General features: G+C 71.0%; 27 protein-coding genes. 12 read left to right on the top strand and 15 right to left on the bottom strand.

All coding sequences use genetic code 11. From position 1 onward, the window contains the following. Positions 1-89 precede the first annotated feature (89 nt). Positions 90-275, bottom strand: coding sequence for a hypothetical protein (locus ACZ4Z1_RS38575; RefSeq protein WP_468491358.1), 186 nt, complete (start codon positions 273-275; stop codon positions 90-92). A gap of 292 nt (positions 276-567) precedes the next feature. On the opposite strand from ACZ4Z1_RS38575, the gene ACZ4Z1_RS38570 reads away from it, so the two are divergent. Further along, the gene (locus ACZ4Z1_RS38570) at positions 568-1,299 is read left to right on the top strand and encodes a hypothetical protein (RefSeq protein ID WP_468491357.1); all 732 of its coding nucleotides are present in this window, start codon (positions 568-570) and stop codon (positions 1,297-1,299) included. Between the two features lie 101 nt (positions 1,300-1,400). Here ACZ4Z1_RS38570 and ACZ4Z1_RS38565 read toward each other — a convergent pair whose 3' ends face one another. The 7 genes from ACZ4Z1_RS38565 to ACZ4Z1_RS38535 form a co-directional block, all read right to left on the bottom strand. Continuing rightward, positions 1,401-1,565 (bottom strand): hypothetical protein, encoded by a 165-nt coding sequence (locus ACZ4Z1_RS38565; protein ID WP_468491356.1) that lies wholly within the window; start codon positions 1,563-1,565, stop codon positions 1,401-1,403. A gap of 57 nt (positions 1,566-1,622) precedes the next feature. Beyond that, on the bottom strand, positions 1,623-1,892 hold the full coding sequence (locus ACZ4Z1_RS38560) for a hypothetical protein (RefSeq protein WP_468491355.1): 270 nt from the start codon (positions 1,890-1,892) through the stop codon (positions 1,623-1,625). Then, entirely contained in the window at positions 1,889-2,032 is a 144-nt protein-coding gene (locus ACZ4Z1_RS38555; RefSeq protein WP_468491354.1) for a hypothetical protein, read from the bottom strand. Before ACZ4Z1_RS38555 ends, ACZ4Z1_RS38560 begins: the two co-directional genes overlap by 4 nt. Then, complete coding sequence (locus ACZ4Z1_RS38550) at positions 2,029-2,217, bottom strand: hypothetical protein (RefSeq protein WP_468491353.1); 189 nt, start codon at positions 2,215-2,217, stop codon at positions 2,029-2,031. The genes ACZ4Z1_RS38555 and ACZ4Z1_RS38550 overlap by 4 nt, the downstream gene beginning before the upstream one ends. Positions 2,218-2,415: 198 nt before the next feature. Next, entirely contained in the window at positions 2,416-2,613 is a 198-nt protein-coding gene (locus ACZ4Z1_RS38545; protein ID WP_468491352.1) for a hypothetical protein, read from the bottom strand. After that, positions 2,610-3,071 (bottom strand): ATP-binding protein, encoded by a 462-nt coding sequence (locus ACZ4Z1_RS38540; RefSeq protein ID WP_468491351.1) that lies wholly within the window; start codon positions 3,069-3,071, stop codon positions 2,610-2,612. The genes ACZ4Z1_RS38545 and ACZ4Z1_RS38540 overlap by 4 nt, the downstream gene beginning before the upstream one ends. Further along, positions 3,068-3,463 carry a hypothetical protein gene (locus ACZ4Z1_RS38535; RefSeq protein ID WP_468491350.1) on the bottom strand — a complete coding sequence of 132 codons (396 nt, stop codon included), beginning with the start codon at positions 3,461-3,463 and terminating at the stop codon, positions 3,068-3,070. The genes ACZ4Z1_RS38540 and ACZ4Z1_RS38535 overlap by 4 nt, the downstream gene beginning before the upstream one ends. 549 nt (positions 3,464-4,012) lie before the next feature. On the opposite strand from ACZ4Z1_RS38535, the gene ACZ4Z1_RS38530 reads away from it, so the two are divergent. From ACZ4Z1_RS38530 to ACZ4Z1_RS38510, 5 genes are all read left to right on the top strand, one after another. Beyond that, positions 4,013-4,846 carry a helix-turn-helix domain-containing protein gene (locus ACZ4Z1_RS38530; protein ID WP_468491349.1) on the top strand — a complete coding sequence of 278 codons (834 nt, stop codon included), beginning with the start codon at positions 4,013-4,015 and terminating at the stop codon, positions 4,844-4,846. After that, positions 4,843-5,091, top strand: coding sequence for a DUF397 domain-containing protein (locus tag ACZ4Z1_RS38525; protein WP_468491348.1), 249 nt, complete (start codon positions 4,843-4,845; stop codon positions 5,089-5,091). The genes ACZ4Z1_RS38530 and ACZ4Z1_RS38525 overlap by 4 nt, the downstream gene beginning before the upstream one ends. Before the next feature lie 249 nt (positions 5,092-5,340). Beyond that, entirely contained in the window at positions 5,341-5,565 is a 225-nt protein-coding gene (locus ACZ4Z1_RS38520) for a DUF397 domain-containing protein (protein ID WP_468491347.1), read from the top strand. A gap of 186 nt (positions 5,566-5,751) precedes the next feature. Then, positions 5,752-6,606, top strand: coding sequence for a hypothetical protein (locus ACZ4Z1_RS38515; RefSeq protein ID WP_468491346.1), 855 nt, complete (start codon positions 5,752-5,754; stop codon positions 6,604-6,606). Between the two features lie 27 nt (positions 6,607-6,633). After that, complete coding sequence (locus ACZ4Z1_RS38510; RefSeq protein WP_468491345.1) at positions 6,634-7,359, top strand: hypothetical protein; 726 nt, start codon at positions 6,634-6,636, stop codon at positions 7,357-7,359. A 285-nt stretch (positions 7,360-7,644) separates the two neighbouring features. On the opposite strand, the gene ACZ4Z1_RS38505 is transcribed toward ACZ4Z1_RS38510, so the two are convergent. The 7 genes from ACZ4Z1_RS38505 to ACZ4Z1_RS38475 all read right to left on the bottom strand — a co-directional run bounded on the left by ACZ4Z1_RS38505 (position 7,645) and on the right by ACZ4Z1_RS38475 (position 13,945). After that, complete coding sequence (locus tag ACZ4Z1_RS38505) at positions 7,645-8,574, bottom strand: hypothetical protein (protein WP_468491344.1); 930 nt, start codon at positions 8,572-8,574, stop codon at positions 7,645-7,647. Continuing rightward, positions 8,571-9,152: a hypothetical protein gene (locus ACZ4Z1_RS38500; protein WP_468491343.1), complete on the bottom strand. Its 582-nt coding sequence runs from the start codon at positions 9,150-9,152 to the stop codon at positions 8,571-8,573. Before ACZ4Z1_RS38500 ends, ACZ4Z1_RS38505 begins: the two co-directional genes overlap by 4 nt. Before the next feature lie 217 nt (positions 9,153-9,369). Further along, complete coding sequence (locus tag ACZ4Z1_RS38495; protein ID WP_468491342.1) at positions 9,370-9,615, bottom strand: hypothetical protein; 246 nt, start codon at positions 9,613-9,615, stop codon at positions 9,370-9,372. 32 nt (positions 9,616-9,647) lie between these two features. Continuing rightward, entirely contained in the window at positions 9,648-10,124 is a 477-nt protein-coding gene (locus ACZ4Z1_RS38490; RefSeq protein WP_468491341.1) for a hypothetical protein, read from the bottom strand. 75 nt (positions 10,125-10,199) lie between these two features. Beyond that, positions 10,200-12,215, bottom strand: a complete 2,016-nt coding sequence (locus tag ACZ4Z1_RS38485; RefSeq protein ID WP_468491340.1) for an FtsK/SpoIIIE domain-containing protein — start codon at positions 12,213-12,215, stop codon at positions 10,200-10,202. Between the two features lie 162 nt (positions 12,216-12,377). Then, a complete protein-coding gene (locus ACZ4Z1_RS38480; protein WP_468491339.1) occupies positions 12,378-13,148 on the bottom strand; it encodes a hypothetical protein in 771 nt (256 codons plus the stop codon). Next, a complete protein-coding gene (locus ACZ4Z1_RS38475; RefSeq protein WP_468491338.1) occupies positions 13,145-13,945 on the bottom strand; it encodes a ParA family protein in 801 nt (266 codons plus the stop codon). The genes ACZ4Z1_RS38480 and ACZ4Z1_RS38475 overlap by 4 nt, the downstream gene beginning before the upstream one ends. A gap of 200 nt (positions 13,946-14,145) precedes the next feature. Here ACZ4Z1_RS38475 and ACZ4Z1_RS38470 point away from each other — a divergent pair, with 200 nt between their 5' ends. The 6 genes from ACZ4Z1_RS38470 to ACZ4Z1_RS38445 all read left to right on the top strand — a co-directional run bounded on the left by ACZ4Z1_RS38470 (position 14,146) and on the right by ACZ4Z1_RS38445 (position 21,736). Further along, complete coding sequence (locus ACZ4Z1_RS38470; protein WP_468491337.1) at positions 14,146-14,520, top strand: hypothetical protein; 375 nt, start codon at positions 14,146-14,148, stop codon at positions 14,518-14,520. Positions 14,521-14,531: 11 nt separating this feature from the next. Beyond that, positions 14,532-14,897 (top strand): hypothetical protein, encoded by a 366-nt coding sequence (locus ACZ4Z1_RS38465; RefSeq protein WP_468491336.1) that lies wholly within the window; start codon positions 14,532-14,534, stop codon positions 14,895-14,897. Positions 14,898-14,961: 64 nt separating this feature from the next. After that, on the top strand, positions 14,962-17,643 hold the full coding sequence (locus ACZ4Z1_RS38460; RefSeq protein WP_468491335.1) for an ATP-binding protein: 2,682 nt from the start codon (positions 14,962-14,964) through the stop codon (positions 17,641-17,643). Continuing rightward, positions 17,640-20,171: a hypothetical protein gene (locus tag ACZ4Z1_RS38455; RefSeq protein WP_468491334.1), complete on the top strand. Its 2,532-nt coding sequence runs from the start codon at positions 17,640-17,642 to the stop codon at positions 20,169-20,171. Before ACZ4Z1_RS38460 ends, ACZ4Z1_RS38455 begins: the two co-directional genes overlap by 4 nt. Continuing rightward, positions 20,171-20,698, top strand: a complete 528-nt coding sequence (locus ACZ4Z1_RS38450) for a hypothetical protein (RefSeq protein WP_468491333.1) — start codon at positions 20,171-20,173, stop codon at positions 20,696-20,698. Before ACZ4Z1_RS38455 ends, ACZ4Z1_RS38450 begins: the two co-directional genes overlap by 1 nt. Further along, a complete protein-coding gene (locus tag ACZ4Z1_RS38445) occupies positions 20,699-21,736 on the top strand; it encodes a C40 family peptidase (RefSeq protein ID WP_468491332.1) in 1,038 nt (345 codons plus the stop codon). It begins immediately after the preceding gene.

The raw sequence follows: 21,736 nt of genomic DNA, 5'->3' as shown, positions 1-21,736 counted from the left end.
TGGTGCCGAACTGTCGCCGAGGAACCCCGCCTTCAGCGTCGCCTCACGGTCGGCCACCGAACTCCCGCCTCGCCGGCTTCACGGTGTGATCAGAATGCCCGCGGCAACCGCCGGTTCAGATCTACGATCCACTCCGGGCCACCAACCACCCCGGCCATGGCGTACGACGCGACGATGTCCACCGCCGTCAGCAGCGGCCCGGCACCGGGATGCGCACTCGCCAAATGGTCCGCCGCCTCAGCCATGATCGGCCCGAGCGGATCGGACATGGTCACCGCACGCCCCATCCCCCCGCACACCCGGCAGCGCACGCTCACGATCTCCCACGCCCCCGCCACCACCTCAGCCGCCGACCCCGGCGCCGTTGCCCTCGTCATACCTGCCCAACGGGCACCGCGCCCCGAGGTCACCAGCACAACCAGGCCCGGACGGAACAGAAGCCGACGGCCGCCACCTGTTCGGCAAACCCGCCCACCGGACGTGCGCGGAGCTCGACACTGGAGACGACCGGATACGCGATCAGGCGTGCTCCCCCACCCCCAGGAGGCCGTGATGGCCACTGTCCACATGTCCACCGACGTCCAGCAGCTCCTCGGCCCGGACGGCGTCGCCCAGGCCCGCAAAGAAGGCCAAAGGGCGCAGTGCGCGCTGTGCACGAAATGGATCTCGACCAAGACGGTGAACGTCGTGGTCACCCCCGACCCCAAAGTGCCGGAGACACTTCGGGTGTTCTTCGTGCACCCGAAGTGCGGCGCCTCCCGAGTGACCACCCTCGTCAGCGAAGCCCCGGAGAACCCCACCTCCGACGACTTCCAGATGGCGGTCCTCCCCCCACCCGTGAGCGGCCATCGCCTGCCGGTACTGGCCGCTGAGCAGATGTGCCCGACCTTCGTCAGCCACGAGGCCAACACCGAACTGGTCTCGGTCATGTCGCCGTACCTGCAGGAATGCGGCTTCGCCCTCGTCAGCGACACGAGCAGCGCGCCGCCGCCAGCCGAGCACTGGGCCGCAGTCCTATCCGGACCGGCGACGGACACCAGCTTGCTGTCTGTCGCCGGCGGCCGCGGCGAAGTCCTGTACTCCGGCCCGGTGCATCTGCCGTCCGGCTGGAGCAAAACCGCGCTCGCCTGCGGAACGGTCGCTCTCTACGTCGGCCCCGCTGGCCTCGATCCCGCGAGCCGTGACACCGCCGAGCAGCACCGCCTGCTGGAGCAGGCCGCGCGCGGCGGGCAGCTCCTGGCCGCGCGTATGCCCCTGGTCGACTACGCCGCACTGACAGCACCCGGCGCGCCTTCATGAGTCAGCGGGCCGTCCTGAGTGTGCGGCCTTGCACGAAAAAGCCCGTACGGAACGACTTCCGTACGGGCTTTTTCGGCAGCAGTCCTGGACGGCCGGACCGGTCACCGGCCTCCGAAGGCACGGTGAGCCTCGGCCAAGATCTCCTGCAACCGGCGAGCGGCCGTCGACTCCGGCCCTGCAGTGAGCAGTTCGGCAACCTCCGGTTCCTCGATCTCGATATGGATGCGGCGCTCCCCTTCACACCGGTTCATGTAGACCCGATCCACGCTGATTGCTCCCTTCCGTAACGGCGGCCCGGTAGTCCGGGCGCGGACTGCTGAAATTCAGTGGGCGGCGCAGCTCGGGTAGCGAGAGCCACGCGGGCAGTTGTCGTACACCGTGATGTGCACTTGAAAGGTCGTCCGCTGGCCGCTGGGTGTCGCGGTCGTGAGTTTGTAGGCCCTGGTCTTGGTGGCCGGGTCATAGACGTTGATCTGGTCGACGACCCGGCCTTCGGCCCCAGCCGGGTATCCCGCTTTGCACCCCGTCAGGGTGAGTACGAGACCGGCGAGGGCGACGCAAGCAGCCCACCGCCTGCCCTGCGCGGCGCTCACCGGGACGCCTCCTCGTCGTCCTGGACGACGTCGCCCTCGTCGTCCTGGTCCGGGCCCGGGTACGGTCCGAACGGGCCATACTCGCCAGGGTGAGCCCCGATGGCGCGGGCGCCCTTGGCCCGGTGCACGTGGGCGATCACCGGGCGCTCCGGGACGGGACAGACTCCAGGCGCGCGGCGGCGTTGGTGACGACGTCACACCCCCACTCCAGGGCGGCCAGCCAGCGGACACGGGCACCGGAGGTCCTGGCCTGGTCGAGTCGGCGCAGCGCTTCGCTGATGACGGCGGCGCCAGGTGCCGCGCAGCGGGGGTTCGGGTCGCTCATGGTCTCGTTCTCCTCGTGGTCACGGGTGTGTACGTAGAACGGCCCCGGACGGCTCGGCGAACCGTCCGGGGCCGGGAGCCGATGGCCTGCTCCTGGCGGGCCTGCGGCTGATGGCGGTCCGGTCGCGGGGTCTGGGCTTCCGGCCCGCCGCCCTGCGCCGCCATCCGCAGGGGCTGCGGGGGCGACGGCCAGGGAGCTCTAGGAGTTCTTCGCAGCGGGCGGTGGGGGCCGGGGGGTGAAGTGCGCCGCGTAGGTGCGCGCCCACAGCTCAGCGGGGGTCAGCTCGGCCTCTTCCCCGGGGTGGGTCTCGCGCCGCAGCAGCCGGGCCAGTCCGTCCTTGACGGCCACCAGCAGGATGCGGTCGGCGCTGGTGTACGGGTCGCGGGCCGTGGTCACGATGCCTCCGTGTGCGCGGACGCGCCGATGCGGAAAGTAGCGCGTACCAGCGTGCCGCCGCACAGGAAACCGTGCCCCCAGGTCTCGGCGTGCTGGTCGACGTAGCGCAGTCCGCGGCCGTACTGCTCGGGCGGGGGGAAAAAGCGCGAGGGGCCCCGGTCCAGCACCGCGACGGTGACCTGGTCGCCGGTCACCGAGACGGCTGCCGCGATCTTGTGACTGAACGTGTGGCGCAACGCGTTGTCCACCAGTGCGCTGACCGCCTTCCCGGCGGTGTCCGCGACGGCGGCGGGCAGGCCCCAGCCCCATCGCAGGGTCACGGCGACCTTCAGATAGGCGCGGGCGGCCGGCTCGGGGTCCAACCGGCGGAAAACCCATTTCTCCATCTGTCGCGGCGGCGTGGCGAGGCCCTGCGGCGGGGCCACGGCCAGCTCGGGCCGGGCGGGGTGAGCGCTCACCACTCCCCCTCGTGCACGCGGCGGATGACGGTGCGCAGGGCGTCCGGGTCGGCCAGGCGGCCGGACCCGTCGGGAGCCGGCCCCCACCTGACGTGGTCGGGGTCGTGGCTGGCGACTCCCGGGCGGGGCATGGCCAGCCACCCGCCGGCGCCGATGGCCCGGGCGCGCGGCTCGTGCCACGTCCGGGCGGTGCCGGGCGGCACGAGGAGGTAGGCGCGGGGGCGGCCCTCGCAAAATCCCCACAGGACAGGGGCGCCCGCACGTTCAACTGCGCGCAGCTCACGCAGGACTTCGACGGCCAGGCGGCAGCCGATCCGGATCCCGTCCCACCGGACCCCGGCAGGCAGCACCGCGAGCCCGGAGTTCTGGTGCCACTGGTGCCAGACCGTCATGGGAGAGGGATGAGCGGATGCCAGCCACAGGGCGCCGGCAGTGGTAGGACGCGTCATTGACCCGCCCCCTTGCAGCCGTTCTTGCAGTGGAACACGTCCCAATCGCTGTGCGTGCCCTCGAAGGCGACCCGTGCCGATCCGCTTCGGACCAACTCCACGGCAGCGCGCGAGGCTCCGCAGTCAATGCAGGCGTCCCCCCGCAAGCGTTTGAGGTCCGGAATGCCGCTGATCAGGTCGTACTCACGTACCGGCGGGTGCCGCATCGCGCGCTCCTGTTCACCACACGACTCAAGATCAACTGCATGTGATCGAGTCGCTACACCTTGTGTTGGATTGGTTCTAGAGTGGCCCTCCATCAAGTGCTTCGCAAGTGCTCAGCAAGTGCCGAGCACTTGCTCGTACGCAGTTTCGACGCCAGGGGAGGGATCAGACCCGATGTGTGCAGCGCGTCCGGGGGATACGGCAGACTGGAACTCAGCAAGTGCGCCACGTCAGCGCGGGCGACGGAGGTCAAGGGCGGGGATGGACACAGAACCGAGCAGTCCTACGGTGCACAGGCGCTCACTGGGCAAGGAACTACGGTCGCTCAGGACGGCCGCCGGCAAGGAACTCAAGGATGCGGCGGCCGCGTTGGGCTGCGACCACACGCGCATCAGCAAGATTGAACGCGCGCGTGGCACGGTCGCGGTCCGCGAGGACGACGTCAACCGCCTGTGCGCCCTGTACGGCGTCACCGACGACCGCACCGTGCAACGCCTTCTCACGATGCTCAGCCGCAGCCAGAAACCCGGCTGGTGGGAAGCCTGGACACTGCCGCCCGACCTTGAGGTGTTCATCGGGCTGGAGACCGACGCCACCACCGAACGCGCCTGGGAACCGCTGCTCGTGCCCGGGCTGCTGCAGCGGCCGGAGTACAGCCGGGCAGTGCTCAACTCACCCAGGAGCCACCGGCCGGACGACGTCGAAGACCTGGTGCACCTGCGCGAAGGGCGCCAGCGGCTGCTGCACCGCAGCACCGGCCCCCTGGAGCTGTGGGCGATTCTGGACGAGAACGTGCTGCGCCGCCCCATCGGCGGCCCGGACGTCATGCACGATCAGCTCAGACACCTCCACGACATGGCGGAACTGCCGAACGTCACCGTCCAGGTGGTGCCCCTCTCGCAAGAGGACAACGCCGGACTGGCCGGCGCCTTCACACTCCTCCATTTCGCCGACGACCCCACAGTGGTCTACGTGGACAGCGCGGCCGGGAACCTCTACCTGGAAAAAGAGCGTGACGCCCGCCGGTTCACCAAGACATTCGACCTGCTGACGGCTGCGGCCCTCGACCGCAGAAACTCACGCGCGCTCATCGAACGCGCTGCGAAGGAGATCGGAAAATGACCAGCCCGACCGGCGGCCGCACACCCGCCGCCGACCTCGACCTCGTCCTCGACAACGCCCGCTGGTTCAAGAGCACAGCCTCCAGCGCGAACGGCGGCTGCCTGGAAGTCGCCCACCTGGACGACGGACGCGTGGCTCTGCGCGACAACGAAGACCTGGGCAACCCGCCGTTCATCGTGACCCGGCTCGTCTGGGAATGCTTCATCGACGGGGCGGCCAAGGGGGAATTCAACCTCCCTGCCTGACCGGACAAACGGTGATGGGCCGGCCCGATCGGGCCGGCCCATCACCGTTTGCACGTCCGCTCTACACCGGGGCGCCCGCCCGGCGTACGGTCGCGTGCAACAGCGGCGACGGGCCGGCCGACGCCCCCGCGGCAGGCTGACCGGACAACGACGTCGCCGGGGCAGCCGCTCAGCCGTGGATTCCCGGGACAGCGGAAACCCGACTGCCACCGGCCGTCTGCCGACCACGACGAGCGAGGAGTGAGCCCAATGACCACCCGCGATCTGTCCGCCGGGCAACTCGCCCACGCCACCTGGCGAAAGAGCTCCCACAGTGCGGCCGACAACGAATGCGTTCAGGTCGCCGAGCACGCCGACACGGTAGCCGTACGCGACTCGAAGGACACCAACCGTCGGCCCCTGCTGTTCCCCCGGACCGCATTCACCGCCTTCGTCACGGGTTGCCGGACGGGCCGCTGGAGCACACCGGGCTGACGAAGCCCACACACCCGCAGGGGCCGCCCGACCTGGGCGGCCCCTGCTGCGTTATCCAGTGGTTCGCCGCACCAAGATCCGTCGTGTGTGCGGGAGTTGTGTCGGTGTGCCCGAACCGCTTGCCGACTTTGTCTCACGTGAGACAAAGTTGATGGCAGGTCGAATCCGCCGACGCTGGGAGCCCCCATGGACAGTCCCGTCCCCTGCACCTCGCCCCGCCAGATGCCCGCCCAGGTCTGGGGACTGCTCGCCGACCTCAACCAGGCCGGCGTGCCCCTGCCCCACGACCCCGACCACGCCCTGGTGCACAAGAGCCCTCACCGCAACGCCTACTACCTGGACGTCACGCACGGACCCGTGCGGCTCCGCGCCTGGTGGGACGTTGCCCGCGGCCAGTACACCCTCGGCCGCAGCATCAGCGACTGGGAACGCGTCGCCCTCAACGTCTACGAGACGCCCGTCGTCCCCGCCTCCTGGGGCCGCGTCTTCAGCATCCTGGCCAACCCGCGCTGGCTGCACCCCGAACTCCTCGCACCGAACTATCCCCTGCTGCGCTGGGAGAGCGACGACTGGGGCAGCACCTGGCAGCACCCGGCCACGGCCGCCACCGCCGAAACCCTGCACCAGGAGATCCAGGCGTACGTCCTCGGACACGGCACGGGCGGCCGCACCCTCATGGACGGCCGCCTCGTGCCCGGCCCGGACGACGTCCGTATCCTGCCCGGGCACCTGTGGGACGACGCTCCCGCCCCCGGCTGGAGCGTGCGGTACGCCCCCGCCGGCGACGCGCTCGCCGGAGCTCCCGACACCTTGGGTGACGAGCGCTGGACCGCCGCCCAGGTCGCCGAACACCTCGGCTACACCGGCGAGGCCCGCAAGGCCACGGCCAGCGCCCGCAAGGCGATGGCCCGCGCGGGCGTGAAAGCCGTGCACCAGGTAGGCCCCGACGGACGCCCCCGCACCACCTACCGGGCCGAAGCCGTGCGCGCCGCCGCAGCCGCCCGCCCCGGCCAGGGCAAGCGCACCGACCTCGCCGAATAGCCGCGTCATCGAACACGAGGGGCACCGATGGACACCACCGCAGGCGAGGCCCACAGCACCGTGGAAGAGGCGCTGCTGGAGCTGCGCAGGCACACTGACGCGGTCCTGCGCACCCGTCCGCTGAAGCCGGGACCGGCCCTGTCCCGCGCCGTCCTGGACCTCGTGCAGCTCGCGGCCGCGGCGGCGCGGGCCGCCGTGGCGCCGGAAGAATCCGAGCCCGCTCTCCCGCCCGGCGCAGCGCATTTCGCCACGGTCACCGAGGAGCGCTGGGACAAGCCGCGGCCCAGCGGCGACGACGAGTCCGAGCTGTGGGCCTTCGGCCTCTGGGCCGGGCAGCGCAGGGACTGGTGGGGCGACGACGTCCCGTACTGGGTGGTCGCCGCCGACTGGCTGTCCCTGCAGCACGCCGTCCGCGACCGCCACCACGTGACGCTGGAAGCCTGGGCCTACCTGTCCATGACGTCCGTCGTGCACATGCGGACACCCCAGGCTTTCCAGATCCGCAGCAACGCGGGACGCCCCATGGTGCGCGAAGCGGGCGACCTGATGTGCGAGACACCGTCCACCCGCCGCAAAGCGCGCAGCGCGATGGTGCGCACCGATGACCGAGTCCCGCTCTGCTCTGCCTGCTGGCGCCTGGCCGAGCGCGCCCTGCCCGACCGCGAACCCCTTTCCCCGCAGCGCGTAGCGGCGCTGACCGGGCGCGGCCAGCGCCCCGAGGCAGCCGACAGCGCCGGTGAGGTCCCCGGCTGACCCGTCAGCGCCCCACGCCCCTACGCAGCCCGCCGGGGCCATCCTTCAAAATCGCGCCACGCGGCCGGAGGTGACCGCGCGGAACTTCTTGAAACGCCACCGGATCGAGTCGGCCGCCACGGGCCGCGACAGCCAGGGCCGGGACTGGCCGCTCTACCACCGAGCCGAGGTCGAAGCCGTACACGGGACGGCACAGGGCCCGGAACCTTCGCCCGAGCTCTGAACACAGCAGGTCATGCTGCGGGCCCGTACGGACTTCCGTACGGGCCCGCGGCATGACGCACTTCAGTCCACGAGGGTGGCGCGCTGTTCAGCGCGGGCGGCCTCTGCCGCGGCCGCCTGACGCAGCCAGGCGGCACGGGACAAGCCGGCACGGTCCGCCGCAGCGTCGACGCGGGCCAGCAAATCCTTCTGGAAGGAGATGCTGAACTGCGGGCCGATGGCGGGGCGACCTCGGCGGCCGGGGGCCTGCGGGGCCCACGGGGTGCGGGCGATGGCCTCGGCCACCGCGTGCTCGGTGACCAGGGCCGGATCGAGCAGCGGCGTCACCTGACCCAGATGCTCCAGCGGCGCCAGGTCGTCGGCCTCCAGTGCGTTGGCGGTCATGCCGAGTACGGACTGGCGGGCGGCCAGCTCGGCCCGCTGGGCGTCGAAGTAGCGTGCCAGGGCGGCGGCGGCGCGCTGCCCTGGGGTCAAGGAGCGTGCGGGGGCGGCCAGTTGGTCGACGACCGTGGCAGCGTAGGCGTGCCAGTCGTAGACGTCGACCGTCCGGTCCTGGGTGATGGCGTACTGCTGGTCGCGCTCCGCGCGCTCACGGGCCCTGTCCGCACCGCCCAGGAGCCTCAGCTCGGCCTCGGTCAGGTGGCTGATGTCCACGGGCGGAGCGGCGGCCAGGCGCTGCTCGACGGGGATGACGGGCGGGGCGGGCAGGACGGCCAGGCGCCCGATGCGTACGACGGCGACTTCAAGATGGGTTTCGCTTTCCTCCCAGGGGCTGTCGGGCACCGCGGTGACGGTGCGGTGGGTCCACCACACCTCGTACCAGCGCGCGGCGCTGGCCCGGTCCTGGTGCACGGGATAAACGGTCAGGTCCGCGTGGGTGCGGCCGCCCTCGGCGGGCCAGGTGGCGACGCGGGCGAGCGCCGCACGCAGCGGCCGGACCGGCATGTGGTCATCGAGGCCCTGCACGAACAGGGCGGTGGGCAGCGTCTTCATGCCTGGCCTTCCATCAGGGCGTCGATCTGGGCGACGCGGGCCAGCAGACGCGCGCGCTCCGCCCGCAGGGCCGCCGCGTCCACCGGACGGTCGTCCGCCACGATCTCGTAGGTGCCCTCGTCCTCGACCTGAAGCGCTCCGCGCGGCAGGTCGCGGATCTCCACCACCACGTCATCGCCGGCGTTGATCTCGGGGTAGCGCATACTGCCTCCGCCGGCGGGCAGCCGCCCCTCGACCAGGACGACGCCCCGGGCGAACTGCACCGGTCGGTCGCGGCTCGGACGCACGGCGATCTCCCGTCCGGCGAACTCCGCCCGGTCGCGCCCGACCATGTGGTCGGCCAGCCGTACGCGCACGGTCACCACGTCGCCCTCCTCGCCGTCCGTGCCGAAGATGACCCGCAGCAGCGCCCGGACGCGCAGTTCGTCGCGGGCGTCGAAGCTCCAGGCGCCGTGCACCGGCTTGTTCCACCGGCCGTCCAGCTCCTCCTTGGCGCGGGCGTTGAACTGCGCGTTGTACGGGGCGTGTACCGCAATCTTCCGGCCCCCCTCCACCTGCTCCACTCGTACGTCCGGCATAGCGGTCCCCTCCAACGACGATGTTTTCCAGTATGGAAAATAGCCCCACGGGGGAGATTTTTCAATACTGAAAAATGGGGTGGGCGGCTCGGCGCCCCTGGCGGCCGGAGCCGGACGGACCCTCGCCATCACCGGGCCGGCGGCGACAGCCGAGACCACGACGTGAAGGCCCGTACGGACCAGTCCGTACGGGCCTTCGCCTTGCGTGACGGCGGCTCTACGTATCGCTCACCCGGCCGCGGTGCCGGAAGGCCCGGACCACCCGCACAGGCTGCGTGACCAACAGCGCCACCGCGACGGTCAACCGACCCGGCCAGTGCACCAGCCAAAACCCCTGTGGCCCGTAGCCGCGCAGCGTCCAGTCCGCCCAGCCGTACAGGCGCGCCCAGAGGCGGACGCGGCCGAGCGCGTAGCCCGTCGCCATCAACACGGCACCGGCCCCGAACACAGCAACCACCAGCACGGCGGTTCCCTCCGGTCAGGTCGTTCGGTCAACTACGCCGCGCTGCGGAAGTAGCGGGCGGCGACGTCCACGAAATCGTCATGCGCGCTCACCGCGGCCTCGCGCGCTGCGGTCAGCGCTTCCCGGCTGGAGAACGCCTCGCGCATCGCGTACGTCAACGTGACCATGCGGTCCGCGGCGGCCCGCACGCCCTGGTCCTCAACGAGGGCGCGCAGCGTGACCAGCGGACGAGTGATCATGCGGCGGGTCAAGTGGCTCTCCCCGCGCAGCGCCTCGACCCGAGCCTCGCCGGCACGCTTGAGAACGGCCTCACCGCGGTCCCACATCGCCGTGCGGTGGGCGCTGACAGCACAGGCCAGGGCAGTGATCGCCTCCAGCCGGTCGCGCCGGACCGCTTCTTGGTGGGTGACGCGCACCGCGCGTTCCGCGGCGCGCTCCTGGAAGTGGCCGGTGACGATCGAGCCGAGCAGGGTGCCGATGATCGCCAGGGCGGCAGTGATGAGTGTCATTAACACGGGTTCTCCTCAGCAGATGCTGACCGGCCCGGCCGCAAGCGCACGTCTTGCGGCCGGGCCGATTCTCCGTCAGGCCGCTACCGGGACCTTGCGCACCAGGACGTCATCGACGCCCAGGCGCTGCTCGCCGTCGTCACCGTCGGCCGTCTCGTAGGTGATCTCGATCCACTCCTCGCCCGCGCCGTACTCGTCTTCGTCCTCGCCGAAGTGGAGGTCGGTGACGGTGACGAACTCCCCCTCGATCAGCACCACCTGGTCCACCTCCAGCTCGTAGACGCCGACCTCCTCCTCGGCGGCCTCCGGCAACGCCGGCCCCGCGGCCGCCGGCTCCTCGTCCTCCTCGTCGGCCGCGATGGGCGCCGGCGCCGCCAGCTGGCGCTGCTCCGCCGTCCAGCCCAGTTCGGCCCTGTTGAGGTAGCCGAGGAAGGCCAGCGGGTCGTCCCCGCCGTTGGCGTGCCGTTCGGCCTGGGTGTTCATCCGGGCCACGAGCTGATCCCAGATGGCCTGGTCCTCGGCGTCGAACGCGTCGTCGTCCTCGGGCGTGAGCAGACGCAGCACCTGGATCTGCATCGGCCCGTCGGGGCCGGTGGCGATGCCCCGGCCCTGGACGTTGGGCAGGTCGGTGCCGGTGTGCGCGTCGCCCCACATCATGCGCGCGGCCTCCGGGGTGGCCCGGTCCAGGCTGATGCGGAACCGGAAGCTGTCGCGGGCCAGCCCGGACAGGAACTCGGCGTCCGGCCGCTGGATGCCCTGTACGAGGTGGATGCCGGCGGTGCGGGCCAGGACCGCCATGCGCCGCCACATCGCCAGGCACGGGTGCTCCCTGCCCTTGAGGTCGCTATTCAGCGCCTTTTCAGCGGCCCAGAGTTCCGCGAACTGCTCCTTGGCAATGTAGAACTCATCCAGGATGAACAGCAGGCGCGGGAAATCGCCCTTCTTGGCCTTGCGCTGCTTGATGGCTTCGTAGCGGCCCATCATCTCGTTGTGCGTGCGCCTGATGGCCTCGGCGATGTGCTCCGGGTCGGTAAGAACCGTGACGCCGTCCAGCAGCTCGAAATCGAGGTATTCGGTCATCTTCGGGTCGCACAGCACCACCGGGATGCCCAGCACCCGGGCCGCGACGACGAGGTTGCGGATGAGGACGGTTTTACCGCTACCGGTCGGGCCGATCACCAGAGCGTGCGGATTCTTGCTGCCCAGCTTCCAGCACTGGATCGAATGGTCCTCTGCGACAGCGAAGGGAAGTTCGTTCGGCCGGAACTTGTGCAGCAGCGGGTAGCGCACGTTCGTCGGGAACGGCGGCCTGAGCGTGAAGGTGACGCTGTCGTTCTCCAGGTCCCAGTTATCCCGCCAGTCGCCCGGCAATTTGCTGTCCATGGAAAGCGTGACGCGGTGCCGGAAATTCGCCGACAAGTCACGCGACGTTGTCGGGTATTTGACCTCGATCCGTGTCGGCCTGTCGCCGTCGAAGGCGAGGTCGGCGACATCGGCGGCCGCGCCCATGATCGAGCGCACGACACTTGTCGTCCGCTCGCGCAGCCGGGCCTGCTCCTGGGTGTCGTCCTGGCCGACCGGCGACACGGGCATGTCGCTCTCGACGATGACGCCGGCTGTCGCTGTCGCCTCGACCCGACACAGCAGGCGACGCCGCCGGGTCTCCCATGTCGCCTCGATGCCGGCGCCGAGGCGGGCGGCGACAATCTGTCGCACCGCCGCGCGCGCCTTCTCGTCGCTGTCGGGGAATGTCGCCGGGTAGCTGATCCGGACCTTCTCCGGCAGCCCCTGACTGCGCGCGGTGATCTTGACCATCTTCCGGGCCTGGGTGCCCTCGACCTTCATCACGGGGGCGAGGGCGGCGGCCAGGTCCCGCTGGAGCTGAGTGCGGCGGTGGTGCCACAGGGCGCCGAGGCTGCCGAGGACCGCGACCAGGACCACGGCCCCGAGCAGCGGTGCGCGAAGCTCGGTGTGGCCGGTCAGGGCGGTGGCCGCCCAGCCGACCAGGCCGAGGCCGACGGCGGTCATCAGGATGCTGGGGACCGGGGAGCGGTCCCCGCCGGTATCGGTGGGGCTGGGTGGTGCTGCCATGCTGCTGACCTCCGGTTGGTGACCTCGTGTGATGGCGCGACCCTGCGCGCCCCCCTCACTGGGCTTGACAGCGGGGTGTACGCTGAGACTGAACCGCACGAAGGAGGATCTGAGGACTCAGCGTCCCCCTCCGCTGCCCGCCCACCTCGGCGGGATTTTCCGTCACGCCCCGTCCCCCTCCTCCGGGGCCGGGGCGGTGTTCTTTCCCTTGCTGGTCTTGCGGTTGTGCGCCCGCAGGCGTGCCCCGCGGACCGCTGCGGAGGAGTCCGGTCCGCTCGACAGCCGCCCCTCGACCCGGGGGAAGCGGCGGCCGCGGTTGTAGCGGGCCTCCAGCCGCTCGACCTCCCGGAGGATCACGGAGCGCACGAGAGCGGACTGGTTCGGGTAGCCGTCCGGCCGGTGGGCGGTGTGCTTGATCGCCGCCTTCATCCGCTCCACGAGGCTGGGCGGCAGGGTGTAGGAGAACTGCCGCATCCCCTCCAGGTCCTCCGGTTCGCCACCGCCGGCGGCGGCTTCGGCCGCCGCCGTGTCGCCGGCCCCGGCGACAGCCGCGTCCGTTGCTCCGGTGGCGTCTGTCGCTACCGTGTCGCCGGTGGTGTCTGCGGCTGTCGTGCCGTCTGTCGCTTGTCGCTCTCGTGTCGCCTGTCGCCTTGTCGCCTTGTCGCCGGGGGCGGTGTCGCTTGTCGTCGTGCCGGCTGTCGCCTGTCGCTGTCGCCTGTCGGTCGCCGTGCCGGCTGTCGCCGACGTGTCGCCTGTCGCCGACGTGTCGCCGGTGGCGTCCGGCGCCGCTGTCGCCTGTCGCCCGGCCGTGTCGCCCAGGACGACATCGACCGGGTCCGGCTCCGTCCTGGGCGTAATGCCCGCTGGCTGGCGTCGGTATTTCGTGCCCGTCGGCATATCCGTTTCCCCCTTGCTCTCCTCGCCCGTCATCATGACGCGCGCTCCTGTCCCAGCAATGAATCGTAAATACGCTGGTAGATGTCTCCGACTTCCTTCAAGTCTTCCCCTCCGAATTCACGGCACGGCGTATGATAGCTTTCCAGCGCTTCGGGAACTCTGGGGCTCCGTGGAATGGGCGGTTCCAGCACTTTGCCGCCGAACCGGTTTCTTATTTCACCGAGGACCCTTTGAGAGTCTTCTGTTTCTTCGAAACCGGTCACAATAACACCGGAGATTTTCAGTTCCGGATTACCCTTCTCGGCGATCCGTTGGGCGGTGTAACGCATTTCCTCTGCCCCTTGGGCGCTCCATACGGTGGCCCGCGCGGTAATGAACAGGTGCTCCATTCCGAGGAGTCCGGTTGCGGCCAGCTTTCCCAGGTCCCGCGGCAGGTCGATAATGACGTCGTCCACGAGGTCATCCAATTCTCCGGAAATTCTGGCGCGGCGCAGTGTGCCGATTCCTGCGGTGGTGATATCCACCTCCCGATTCGCCAGGAAACGGTCCGCCGGCGCGACCAGGACCCCGGGCCAGGCGGTGGCCACCAGGACGTCGGCGAGCGGCAGCGGCTGCCGCGCGCCGGACCCGTGGGCCTGCAGCGCGTCCTTGATCCCCACCTGCCGGGAGACCGGCTCCAGGACGGCGGTGGCGTCGCCCTGGGGGTCCAGTCCGATGACCGCCACCCGGCGCGGCTGCCCGCCGTTATGCCGCTGGGTGGCCGCGTAGGCCAGCTCCAGCGCGGTCGTGGTGCAGCCGCTGCCGCCCTTGCCCTTCCCTACACCGATCCACATGCCCTATGCCCACAATCTCCCCCTTTGTCGTTTCCGGATGGCAAATCCCATGGGACATGGTAGGGCTCGCCTGCTGACCTGCAGAGACCGCATATCTGGCCACCTAATACCGCTTCGAAAACTGCGCCGCACACCCTATGCTGGTCAAGTCCCATGGGTTACATGGGTTTTCAACTTCACCTCACAGGAAGGGCACCACCGTGAAGATCCGCGTTCGCGAACACCTGCGCCACCTGCGGCTGCTGACGCCCGTACGGCTGACCCACCGCCTGCGCGTGCGTCAACTGCGCACCGGCCACCAGCTCCACGCCCTGACCGGCGCCGCGGTCCTCGGCGCCGGCGGCACCCAGCTCGCCGCCTTCGGCACCAACGGCCTGGAGGAGTTCCTGAAAGGCGACGCCCTCCAGGTCGGCATCCTGATCGCCGGTCTCGTCGTCATCTTCAGCGCCAAGAAGAAGGACGCGCCCGGCGCCCTGGTCGTCGGCGGCATCGGCCTGTTCGGCCTGGCGATCATGGGCCTGTCCGGCAAGGGCTTCGACATCGGCGAGTTCCTGTCCGGCTGGATCTGGCACTAGGAGCCGCCGCCATGCAGATGCACACCGATGACGAGATCTACGCGGTCGACGACATCTTCCTGGGCCCGCCGCGCGCCTCTTTCCCGTTCCGCGTCCGCTACCGCGCCTACTTCATCGGCGCAGCGCTCTTCGCCCTGATCCTCGTCCTGGAGATCTGGACGGGCGTCATCGGCCCCTGGAACGCCGTCTACGGCCTGCTGGCGACCATCTGGCTCACCATGCAGATCATGGAGCGCGTCGACCACGAGCACACCGCGAAAGCGGTGTTCACCTCCTTCGCGCACGAAGTGGCGGCACCGCGCGGCACGGCTCGCACCACCGGCCGCAGCCGCCTGTCCCTGACCGGCGTACGTCACCGCGCACGCCGCACCCGCTGAACCGCCCCTGCGTCGCCCGGCCCCGCCGGGCAGCACGCCTGCCCAACACCGCACAAGGGGAACCGTGAAGAAGAGCAAGAAGACCCAGGAGCAGCGCGGCCTGCTGGCCCGCCTCCTCACCACCAGCCGCCCCACCACCGATGCCGCCTACCGCAGCGGCCTGCAGCTCACCGACGTCATCGGCAACCTCGCCGTCAGCCGGTCCGGCACCGTCACCGCCTGGTACGTCGCCGGGCCCCAGCGCTGGTCTTTCCTGTCCGACGCCGACCGCAACCAGCTCCTGCTGGCGCACGCCCAGCGCCTGGCCGAACTCAACGGCCGCCGCATCCACCTGCGCATCACCCACCGCCCCTACCCGGTCGCGCGGTGGGCCCGGGCGCTGCACGACAGCGTGATCGACCCCCTGGCCGGATGGGACCGCTACCTGGAGGAAGAGCAGCGCAAGGTCGGGAGGCTGCCGCTGGACGACAAGGTCGTCTACTACGGCGTCACCGTCGGCCGGCTCTCCGGCCTGGGCAAGAAGACGCACCGATGGTTCGCGGCGAGCCAGCGGGAGGTCGACGCCCTGGGCCGCGACCTGCAGTCCATCACCGCGACGATGCGGTCGGCCGGCATGACGGCCGCACCCGCCGACCCCGAGGACATGCACTGGCTGCTGACCCGCAGCCTGGGCCTGGGCCTGCCCGCCCCGCTGGACGTCCCGCCGCAGCCCGACGACCAGTGGTACCCCGAGGACCTGGCGGAGTTCACCGAGGCCGCCGAGTGGGCCTCCCCTGAGCCGTATACCCCGCACATCGTGGTGACCGGCACCCGCGGCGAGCCCGTCACCCGCTACGTTTCCGTGCTCAGCGTCGGCCGCATGTCCCTGGCCCCCATCCCGGAATCGGGCGCCTCGCCCTGGCTCCAGCGCCTGGACCGGCTCCCGTTCCCCTACGAGGTCAGCGCCACCTTCGACGTGCGCGACGGCGACGTCGTCAACAAGGAGATGCGCGACCAGCTCGACCGCATCCACCACCAGGTGCGCCACCACCAGGAGCACGGCGTGGACATCCCCCACCAGCTCGCCCGCCAGCGCCAGCAGGGCCTGGACACCGAGGACGAGGTCAAGAGCGCCGGTTTCGCGGGGGTGTCCACCCGGACCCACGGCTGGGTCCGGATCGCCGTGGCCGGCACCACCCCCGAGCAGACCCACGACCGCGTCAGCCGCGTGCAGCAGCTCTACAAGGGCCAGATGCTCATCCACCGCCCCGCCGACCAGTACAAGCTGGCCCGGGAGTTCATCCCGTGCGAGCCGATCGCCAACGACGCCTACAAGCGCCGGCTGCCGGTGACCACGCTCGCCGGAGCCCTGCCCGCCGCATCCGCCCTGGTCGGCGACCGCATCGGCCCGAACCTCGGCTACACCAGCGGCGCCAGCCGCCGCGCCGTGATGTGGCACCCCTGGCGCTCCACCGAGGTCGCCGAACGCTCCGGCCTGACCGTCCTGGTCAGCACCCTCGGCGGCGGTAAATCGACACTCGCCGGGAAGATCGTCTACGACTCCTCCCGGATGGGCGTGCCGTTCACCGTGCTCGACCCATCCGGACCCCTGACGCGGCTGTGCAAGCTGCCCGAACTGCGGCCGTTCGCGCGCGAAATCGACCTGATGAGCGCCGAGCCCGGCACCCTCAACCCCTACCGGGTCATCCCCGAGCCGCGCGCCGACCACTTCGACCCCGCACTGTTCCAGGACAAGCCCGACCCCAAGCACGCCGCCGACGCCGCCTACCGCACCGCCCTGCAGGCCGCACGGGCCCAGCGCCGCACGCTGGCCGTGGACGTCCTGCGCGGCCTGCTGGACGTCTCCGTGCGCGCCTCCGAAGCGACCAACAAGGCGCTGCTCATGGCCTCGGCGCGCGCGGACACCTCCATCCACAGCAGCCCGTACGCCATCATCAACGTCCTGGAGAAGCTGGACGGATCGCTGGACGAGCACGGCAAGCACTTGGCCGAGCTGCTGCGCGGCGCGGCCGAACTGCCCCAGGGGCAGCTCATCTTCCCGCCGGTCGACGCCGGGGACGACCACTACCTGACCGCGCACCAGCGCCTGGTCGTGATGTCGCTGCGGGGCCTGTCCCTGCCGACGGCCGGAGTGCCCGCGAACGAGTGGACGCTGGAGGAGCAGTACTCCATGCCGCTGCTGTACCTGGCCGGGTGGTACGCCCAGCGCTCCATCTACGACCGCCCCATGCACGAGCGCAAAGGCCTGCTGCTGGACGAGGCGTGGGCGCTGCTCAACGTCTCCAGCGGGCGCGCCCTGGTGAAGAAGACCGGCCGCGACTCCCGCAAGCACAACACGCGGGCCCTGGTCTCCAGTCAGGACGCCGGCGAGCTGCTGGCGGCCGACCTGGGCAACTGGATCGACAGCGTCTTCATCGGCCGGACCACCGGCGAGGAGGCCCAGCGCGCCGCCCTGCGGCTGATCGGCATCGAGCCGGGCGGCGGCTACGAGCGGGTGCTGGCCGGGCTGTCCGCCCCGCGCCGCAGCAACGGCACCGAAATGCGCGCCGACTACCTCGACCGCGAATTCATCTTCAGCGACGGCATCGGCGGCACCGAGCGCATCACCGTCGACCTGCGCCACCGGCCCAGCCTCTTCCAGGCCCTGAACACCACCGCGGCCCCGCTCGCCCAGCGCGCCCGGACCAACCCCTGGACCGACAAGGGTGTGCAGGGCCTGGTCCAGCAGAACGGCGGTGCCCGATGACCAGCCGCCCCTTCCGCGCCCCCGGGGCCCGGCTGCTGCGCGGCCGGCGGCCCCGGCGTACCTGGGCGCTGGCCCTGCTGCTCGCCGTTCTCGGCGCGCTGCTGGTCGGCCCCTCCGCCCACGCCGCGCCGCCCGACGAGTGCGACAAGGTCCAGGGTCCGCTGGCCGAGTACTGCCAGCGCGACGACAGCACCGAGGCCCCGAAGCAGCCGCCGTCCCTGGACGACCCGGCGGGCCTGACCCCGAACTGCAAGAACGCGCCGAAGCCGGCCATGCCGGGCAGCGGCCCGGCGGCCTGGGCCGACATGCCGCCCACGAAGCCGCTGGCCCCCGTCGACCCGAAGTCGCCGCAGGCCCGCGCGCACCTGTACGAGCAGTACGGCCTGAGCGGTTTCAGGTGGTCGACCTACGATCTGGGCTGCTCCGGGACCGGCGTCGGCGAGATGATCAGCGCCGCGAGCTCCGGGTACGAGACCAAGGTTGCCAACTGGCTCTACAGCGTGTCGACTTGGTGGACGTCGCTGGCGATCAACCTGCAGCAGCAGGCCATCGGCGACGGCTACCTGAACAAGCTCAACGTCGTCTTCGGCGACGCGACCAAGGCCGTGGCGGAGGCTGTCTACCGGCCGTGGATCTCTATTTCCCTGCTGGTCCTGGGCCTGGGCATCGTCTATCAGGCCCGGCGCAAGAACCTGCCCGACGCGATGAAATCCGCGGTCTGGGCGCTGCTGGTCATGACGGTGACCTCCGTTGCCTTCAACTGGCCCCAGGAGGCGGGCAAGCTGGCTGACACGGCCGTGACCGAGACGGTAGGCCGTATTCAGCAGGGGGTGGCCGGGGACGCCGGCAACGGCTCGAACCCTGCCACCAGCCAGGGCAACCTGATCTCCTCCGCCATCCTGTACGAGGGCTGGGCTGCGGGAGTCTTCGGTGACAGCAAGTCCCCCACCGCCCGCAAGTACGGCACCGACCTGTTCGACGCGCAGGCGCTGACCTGGGCAGAGTCCAAGCTGCCGCCCAAGGAGCGCGCGACGGTCATCAACGCCAAGGCGAAGAAGTTCGAAACGCTCGCCGCCAAGATCAAGTCTGAGGACCCCACCGCGTACGCGCACCTGACCGGCGCCGAGGACGGCCGGCTGGGCACCGCGATGAACACCGCCATGGGCGCCATTCCCACTAACTCGTACTCGTTCATGTCGTCCATCGTGATCGTCTGTGCGCGTCTGATCCTGAAAATGGTGGTGGTGTTCCTGCCCGCCATCGCGGCGCTGGCCATCCACCGCCAGCTCAGCGGCATCCTGCGCACTGTCGGCAAGAGCGGGGCGGCGGCCGTGATCAACGCCCCCGTCTTCGTGCTCGCCGCATCCGTCGACACCCTGCTGATCCGGGTCCTGCTGAGCGAGGACAACCACCTGCCCTCGTGGTTCGCGGTCGTCCTGATCTGGATCATCACCGTCATGCTCTGGGCGATGAGCAAGCCGTTCCGCAAGATCAGTTCCATGGTCTCGCCCAACTCGGACTGGTTCGGCGGCGGTGTCGGCATCCTCGGCAAGGGCAAGGCCCTCGCCTTCGGGGCCGCCCTCGGCTACGCCAAGGGCAAGGTCAACGCCCGCCAGATCGGCCGCATGATCAACCCGAGGGGCAGCAGCGGCACCAGGGGCGGCGGCGGCCTGCTGGGCCGGGGCCGCGGGCGCGGCGCGGAAGACCGCGGCGGCGACGAGCATCTGCCCGGCGGCATCGACCACGACGACGAGGCCGAGACCCGCCGGTACGTGCGGCGCGAGGGCGAGCCGTGGAGCGAGGAGACCGAGTACCAGCCCGGCCCGGTCACCACCGACCACGACGGCGACGACACCGGCTACTGGGCACCGGACCACGCCGACCGCCCCGGCAGCGCCGTGGTGCCCTACCAGGGCGACCCCCAGCAGCCCGCCGTCGGCGAGGCCGCCCCGGAGGCCCGCGCCGCCTGGCCGCCCATGCACCGCGCCGACCCCGCCGACCTCGCCAGGGGCGCCGCCGTGCAGGAGCAGGTACGCCAGCGCCAGGCCGAGGAGGAGGAGCGCCAGGCCGACGAGGCGCGCCGCGCCGAGGCCGCGCGGCAGGCCGCCGAGGCACAGCAGCGCTTCGAGGAGCAGCAGCGCCGGCGCGAGGCCGAGGAGCACGAGGCCGCCGAACGCCGGGCGCAGCGCGCCCGGGAGGCGGAAATGCTCGCCGCCATCGCCCGCGCCGCCGGTGCGGGCGCCGCCGCCGGCCTCGCCGGCGTCGGGCGCACCGCCCCGCCGCCGCCCCGCGCCCCGCGCAGTTCCGCGCCCCGGCCGGAGCAGCAGGCGCGCGACGAGGCCGGTCCGGGCGCGCCTGCGCCTGCGCCTCCGCCGACGTTCGACGGGGACCGCCCGATCCCGGTCGCCCCGGAGTTCACCGAGGCCGACGGCAGCCGCACGTTCGTCATCTACTCCCCGAGCAGCGGCTACAGCACCCACCACGACGACGGTCCGCGTGACAGCGGCAGCACCCCCGAGGACATCTGATGCGCGACCAGATCCGAACCGTGCTGCGCTGGCCGCTGTACAGCCCGCGCCGGCTGTTCGCCGTCCTGGCGGCCGCCGTCGCGCTGCTGGTCCTCGTCAACGCCTGCAACGAGCAGAAGCGGCCCGCCGACCCCAAGCCGGCCGCGCCCGCGAGCACGCCGCCGCGCACCAGCACCCCGTCGCCGTCCGTCAGTGCGTCCCCCAGCGCCTCGCCGGACATGGCGGCCGCCCTGGACACCGCGCGGGCCTTCGTGACCGCCTGGGCCTCCCACAAGCCGTTCGCTGCGTGGCTGGCCGGGGTGCAGCCCCAGGCCACCCCCCGCCTGGCCCAGAAGCTCGCCACGGTCGATCCCAGCCGCATCAAGGCGACCAAGGCCATCAGCGCGACGGTCACCGACACCGGGGGCGGAGAGCTGACCTCTGCCGCCGTGCAGACCAACGCCGGACCGGTGTCCGTCGGCCTGATGTGGGACGGCGCACGCTGGTGGGTCCGCGACATCCAGCCCGGCGCGCAGGCGGTGGGGTAGATGAGCGTCGCCGTGGGGGCGGCGGCCTCGCCGCTGGGACGGAGGCTGGCCGTATCGACAGCCGCCCTCGTCCTGGTCGGCGCGGGCGCCGTCCTGTCCCTGGGCAGCCTGGCCATGACCCCGACCGCCACCGCGATGACCGGCGTCAGCTGCCCCGTGGACGGGGTGGCCGTCGGCGACGGCGACGGCGCCACCGGGCTGACCGCCGAGCAGATCAAGAACGCTCAGGCGATCATCGCCGCCGGACAGCAGATGCAGATCCCCGTCCGCGGCCAGATCGTCGCCATCACTGCGGCCCTGCAGGAATCCGGGCTGCGCAACCTCCCGCACGGGGACCGCGATTCGCTCGGCCTGTTCCAGATGCGCCCCTCTCAGGGCTGGGGCACCCGTGAGCAGATACTCAACCCCACCTGGGCCGCGCGGAAGTTCTATTCGATGCTGCTGAAAGTGCGCGGCTGGCAGGGCATGACCATCAACGACGCCGCCCAGGCCGTCGAACGCAGCGGTTACCCCGACGCCTACGGCAAGCACGAGCGCAAGGCTGTGCAGATCGTCACGGCCATCGGCGGCAGCACCGCGGGTGTCACCCCGGCCGACACCGCCGGCTGCACTCCTGTGGTCGACACCCCCACCGGGGCGACCGGCACCGCACTGCGCTCGATGCTGGACCAGGTCGGCAAGCCCTACGTGTGGGGTGCGACCGGGCCCGACGCCTTCGACTGCTCCGGCCTGATCGTCTGGGGCTGGCGCCAGGCCGGATACGAGCTGTCGGTCCGGACCTCCCAGCAGATGTACAACGTGGCCACCCCGGTGCCGGCAGGCCAGGAAAAGCCCGGTGACCTGATCTTCACCGAGATGGACCAGCAGGCCGGCGTGTCCGGTCCCGCGCACGTCCTGGTCGTCGTCCGGCCCGGCCTCGCCGTGGAGGCCCCGCGTACCGGCGTGCCCGTCCGCACCCGCAAGTACGACGCGGCGAAGGAGCGCATGCGGTTCGGCCGCCTGCCGAAATCCGCCCTGACCCCCAAGTCAACCGCCTGA

This window comes from Streptomyces sp. NPDC030165 (assembly GCF_055573595.1).
The sequence above is the reverse complement of the archived record's forward strand: the minus strand, read 5'-3'. Positions and strand labels throughout refer to the sequence as shown.

Coding starts and splice junctions, on each gene's coding strand:
- ACZ4Z1_RS38570 (WP_468491357.1), top strand. CDS start 568: ATGTCCACCGACGTCCAGCAGCTCCTCGGCCCGGACGGCGTCGCCCAG.
- ACZ4Z1_RS38550 (WP_468491353.1), bottom strand. CDS start 2,217: ATGAGCGACCCGAACCCCCGCTGCGCGGCACCTGGCGCCGCCGTCATC.
- ACZ4Z1_RS38535 (WP_468491350.1), bottom strand. CDS start 3,463: ATGACGGTCTGGCACCAGTGGCACCAGAACTCCGGGCTCGCGGTGCTG.
- ACZ4Z1_RS38525 (WP_468491348.1), top strand. CDS start 4,843: ATGACCAGCCCGACCGGCGGCCGCACACCCGCCGCCGACCTCGACCTC.
- ACZ4Z1_RS38520 (WP_468491347.1), top strand. CDS start 5,341: ATGACCACCCGCGATCTGTCCGCCGGGCAACTCGCCCACGCCACCTGG.
- ACZ4Z1_RS38515 (WP_468491346.1), top strand. CDS start 5,752: ATGGACAGTCCCGTCCCCTGCACCTCGCCCCGCCAGATGCCCGCCCAG.
- ACZ4Z1_RS38510 (WP_468491345.1), top strand. CDS start 6,634: ATGGACACCACCGCAGGCGAGGCCCACAGCACCGTGGAAGAGGCGCTG.
- ACZ4Z1_RS38505 (WP_468491344.1), bottom strand. CDS start 8,574: ATGAAGACGCTGCCCACCGCCCTGTTCGTGCAGGGCCTCGATGACCAC.
- ACZ4Z1_RS38500 (WP_468491343.1), bottom strand. CDS start 9,152: ATGCCGGACGTACGAGTGGAGCAGGTGGAGGGGGGCCGGAAGATTGCG.
- ACZ4Z1_RS38490 (WP_468491341.1), bottom strand. CDS start 10,124: ATGACACTCATCACTGCCGCCCTGGCGATCATCGGCACCCTGCTCGGC.
- ACZ4Z1_RS38485 (WP_468491340.1), bottom strand. CDS start 12,215: ATGGCAGCACCACCCAGCCCCACCGATACCGGCGGGGACCGCTCCCCG.
- ACZ4Z1_RS38480 (WP_468491339.1), bottom strand. CDS start 13,148: ATGATGACGGGCGAGGAGAGCAAGGGGGAAACGGATATGCCGACGGGC.
- ACZ4Z1_RS38475 (WP_468491338.1), bottom strand. CDS start 13,945: ATGTGGATCGGTGTAGGGAAGGGCAAGGGCGGCAGCGGCTGCACCACG.
- ACZ4Z1_RS38465 (WP_468491336.1), top strand. CDS start 14,532: ATGCAGATGCACACCGATGACGAGATCTACGCGGTCGACGACATCTTC.
- ACZ4Z1_RS38455 (WP_468491334.1), top strand. CDS start 17,640: ATGACCAGCCGCCCCTTCCGCGCCCCCGGGGCCCGGCTGCTGCGCGGC.
- ACZ4Z1_RS38450 (WP_468491333.1), top strand. CDS start 20,171: ATGCGCGACCAGATCCGAACCGTGCTGCGCTGGCCGCTGTACAGCCCG.
- ACZ4Z1_RS38445 (WP_468491332.1), top strand. CDS start 20,699: ATGAGCGTCGCCGTGGGGGCGGCGGCCTCGCCGCTGGGACGGAGGCTG.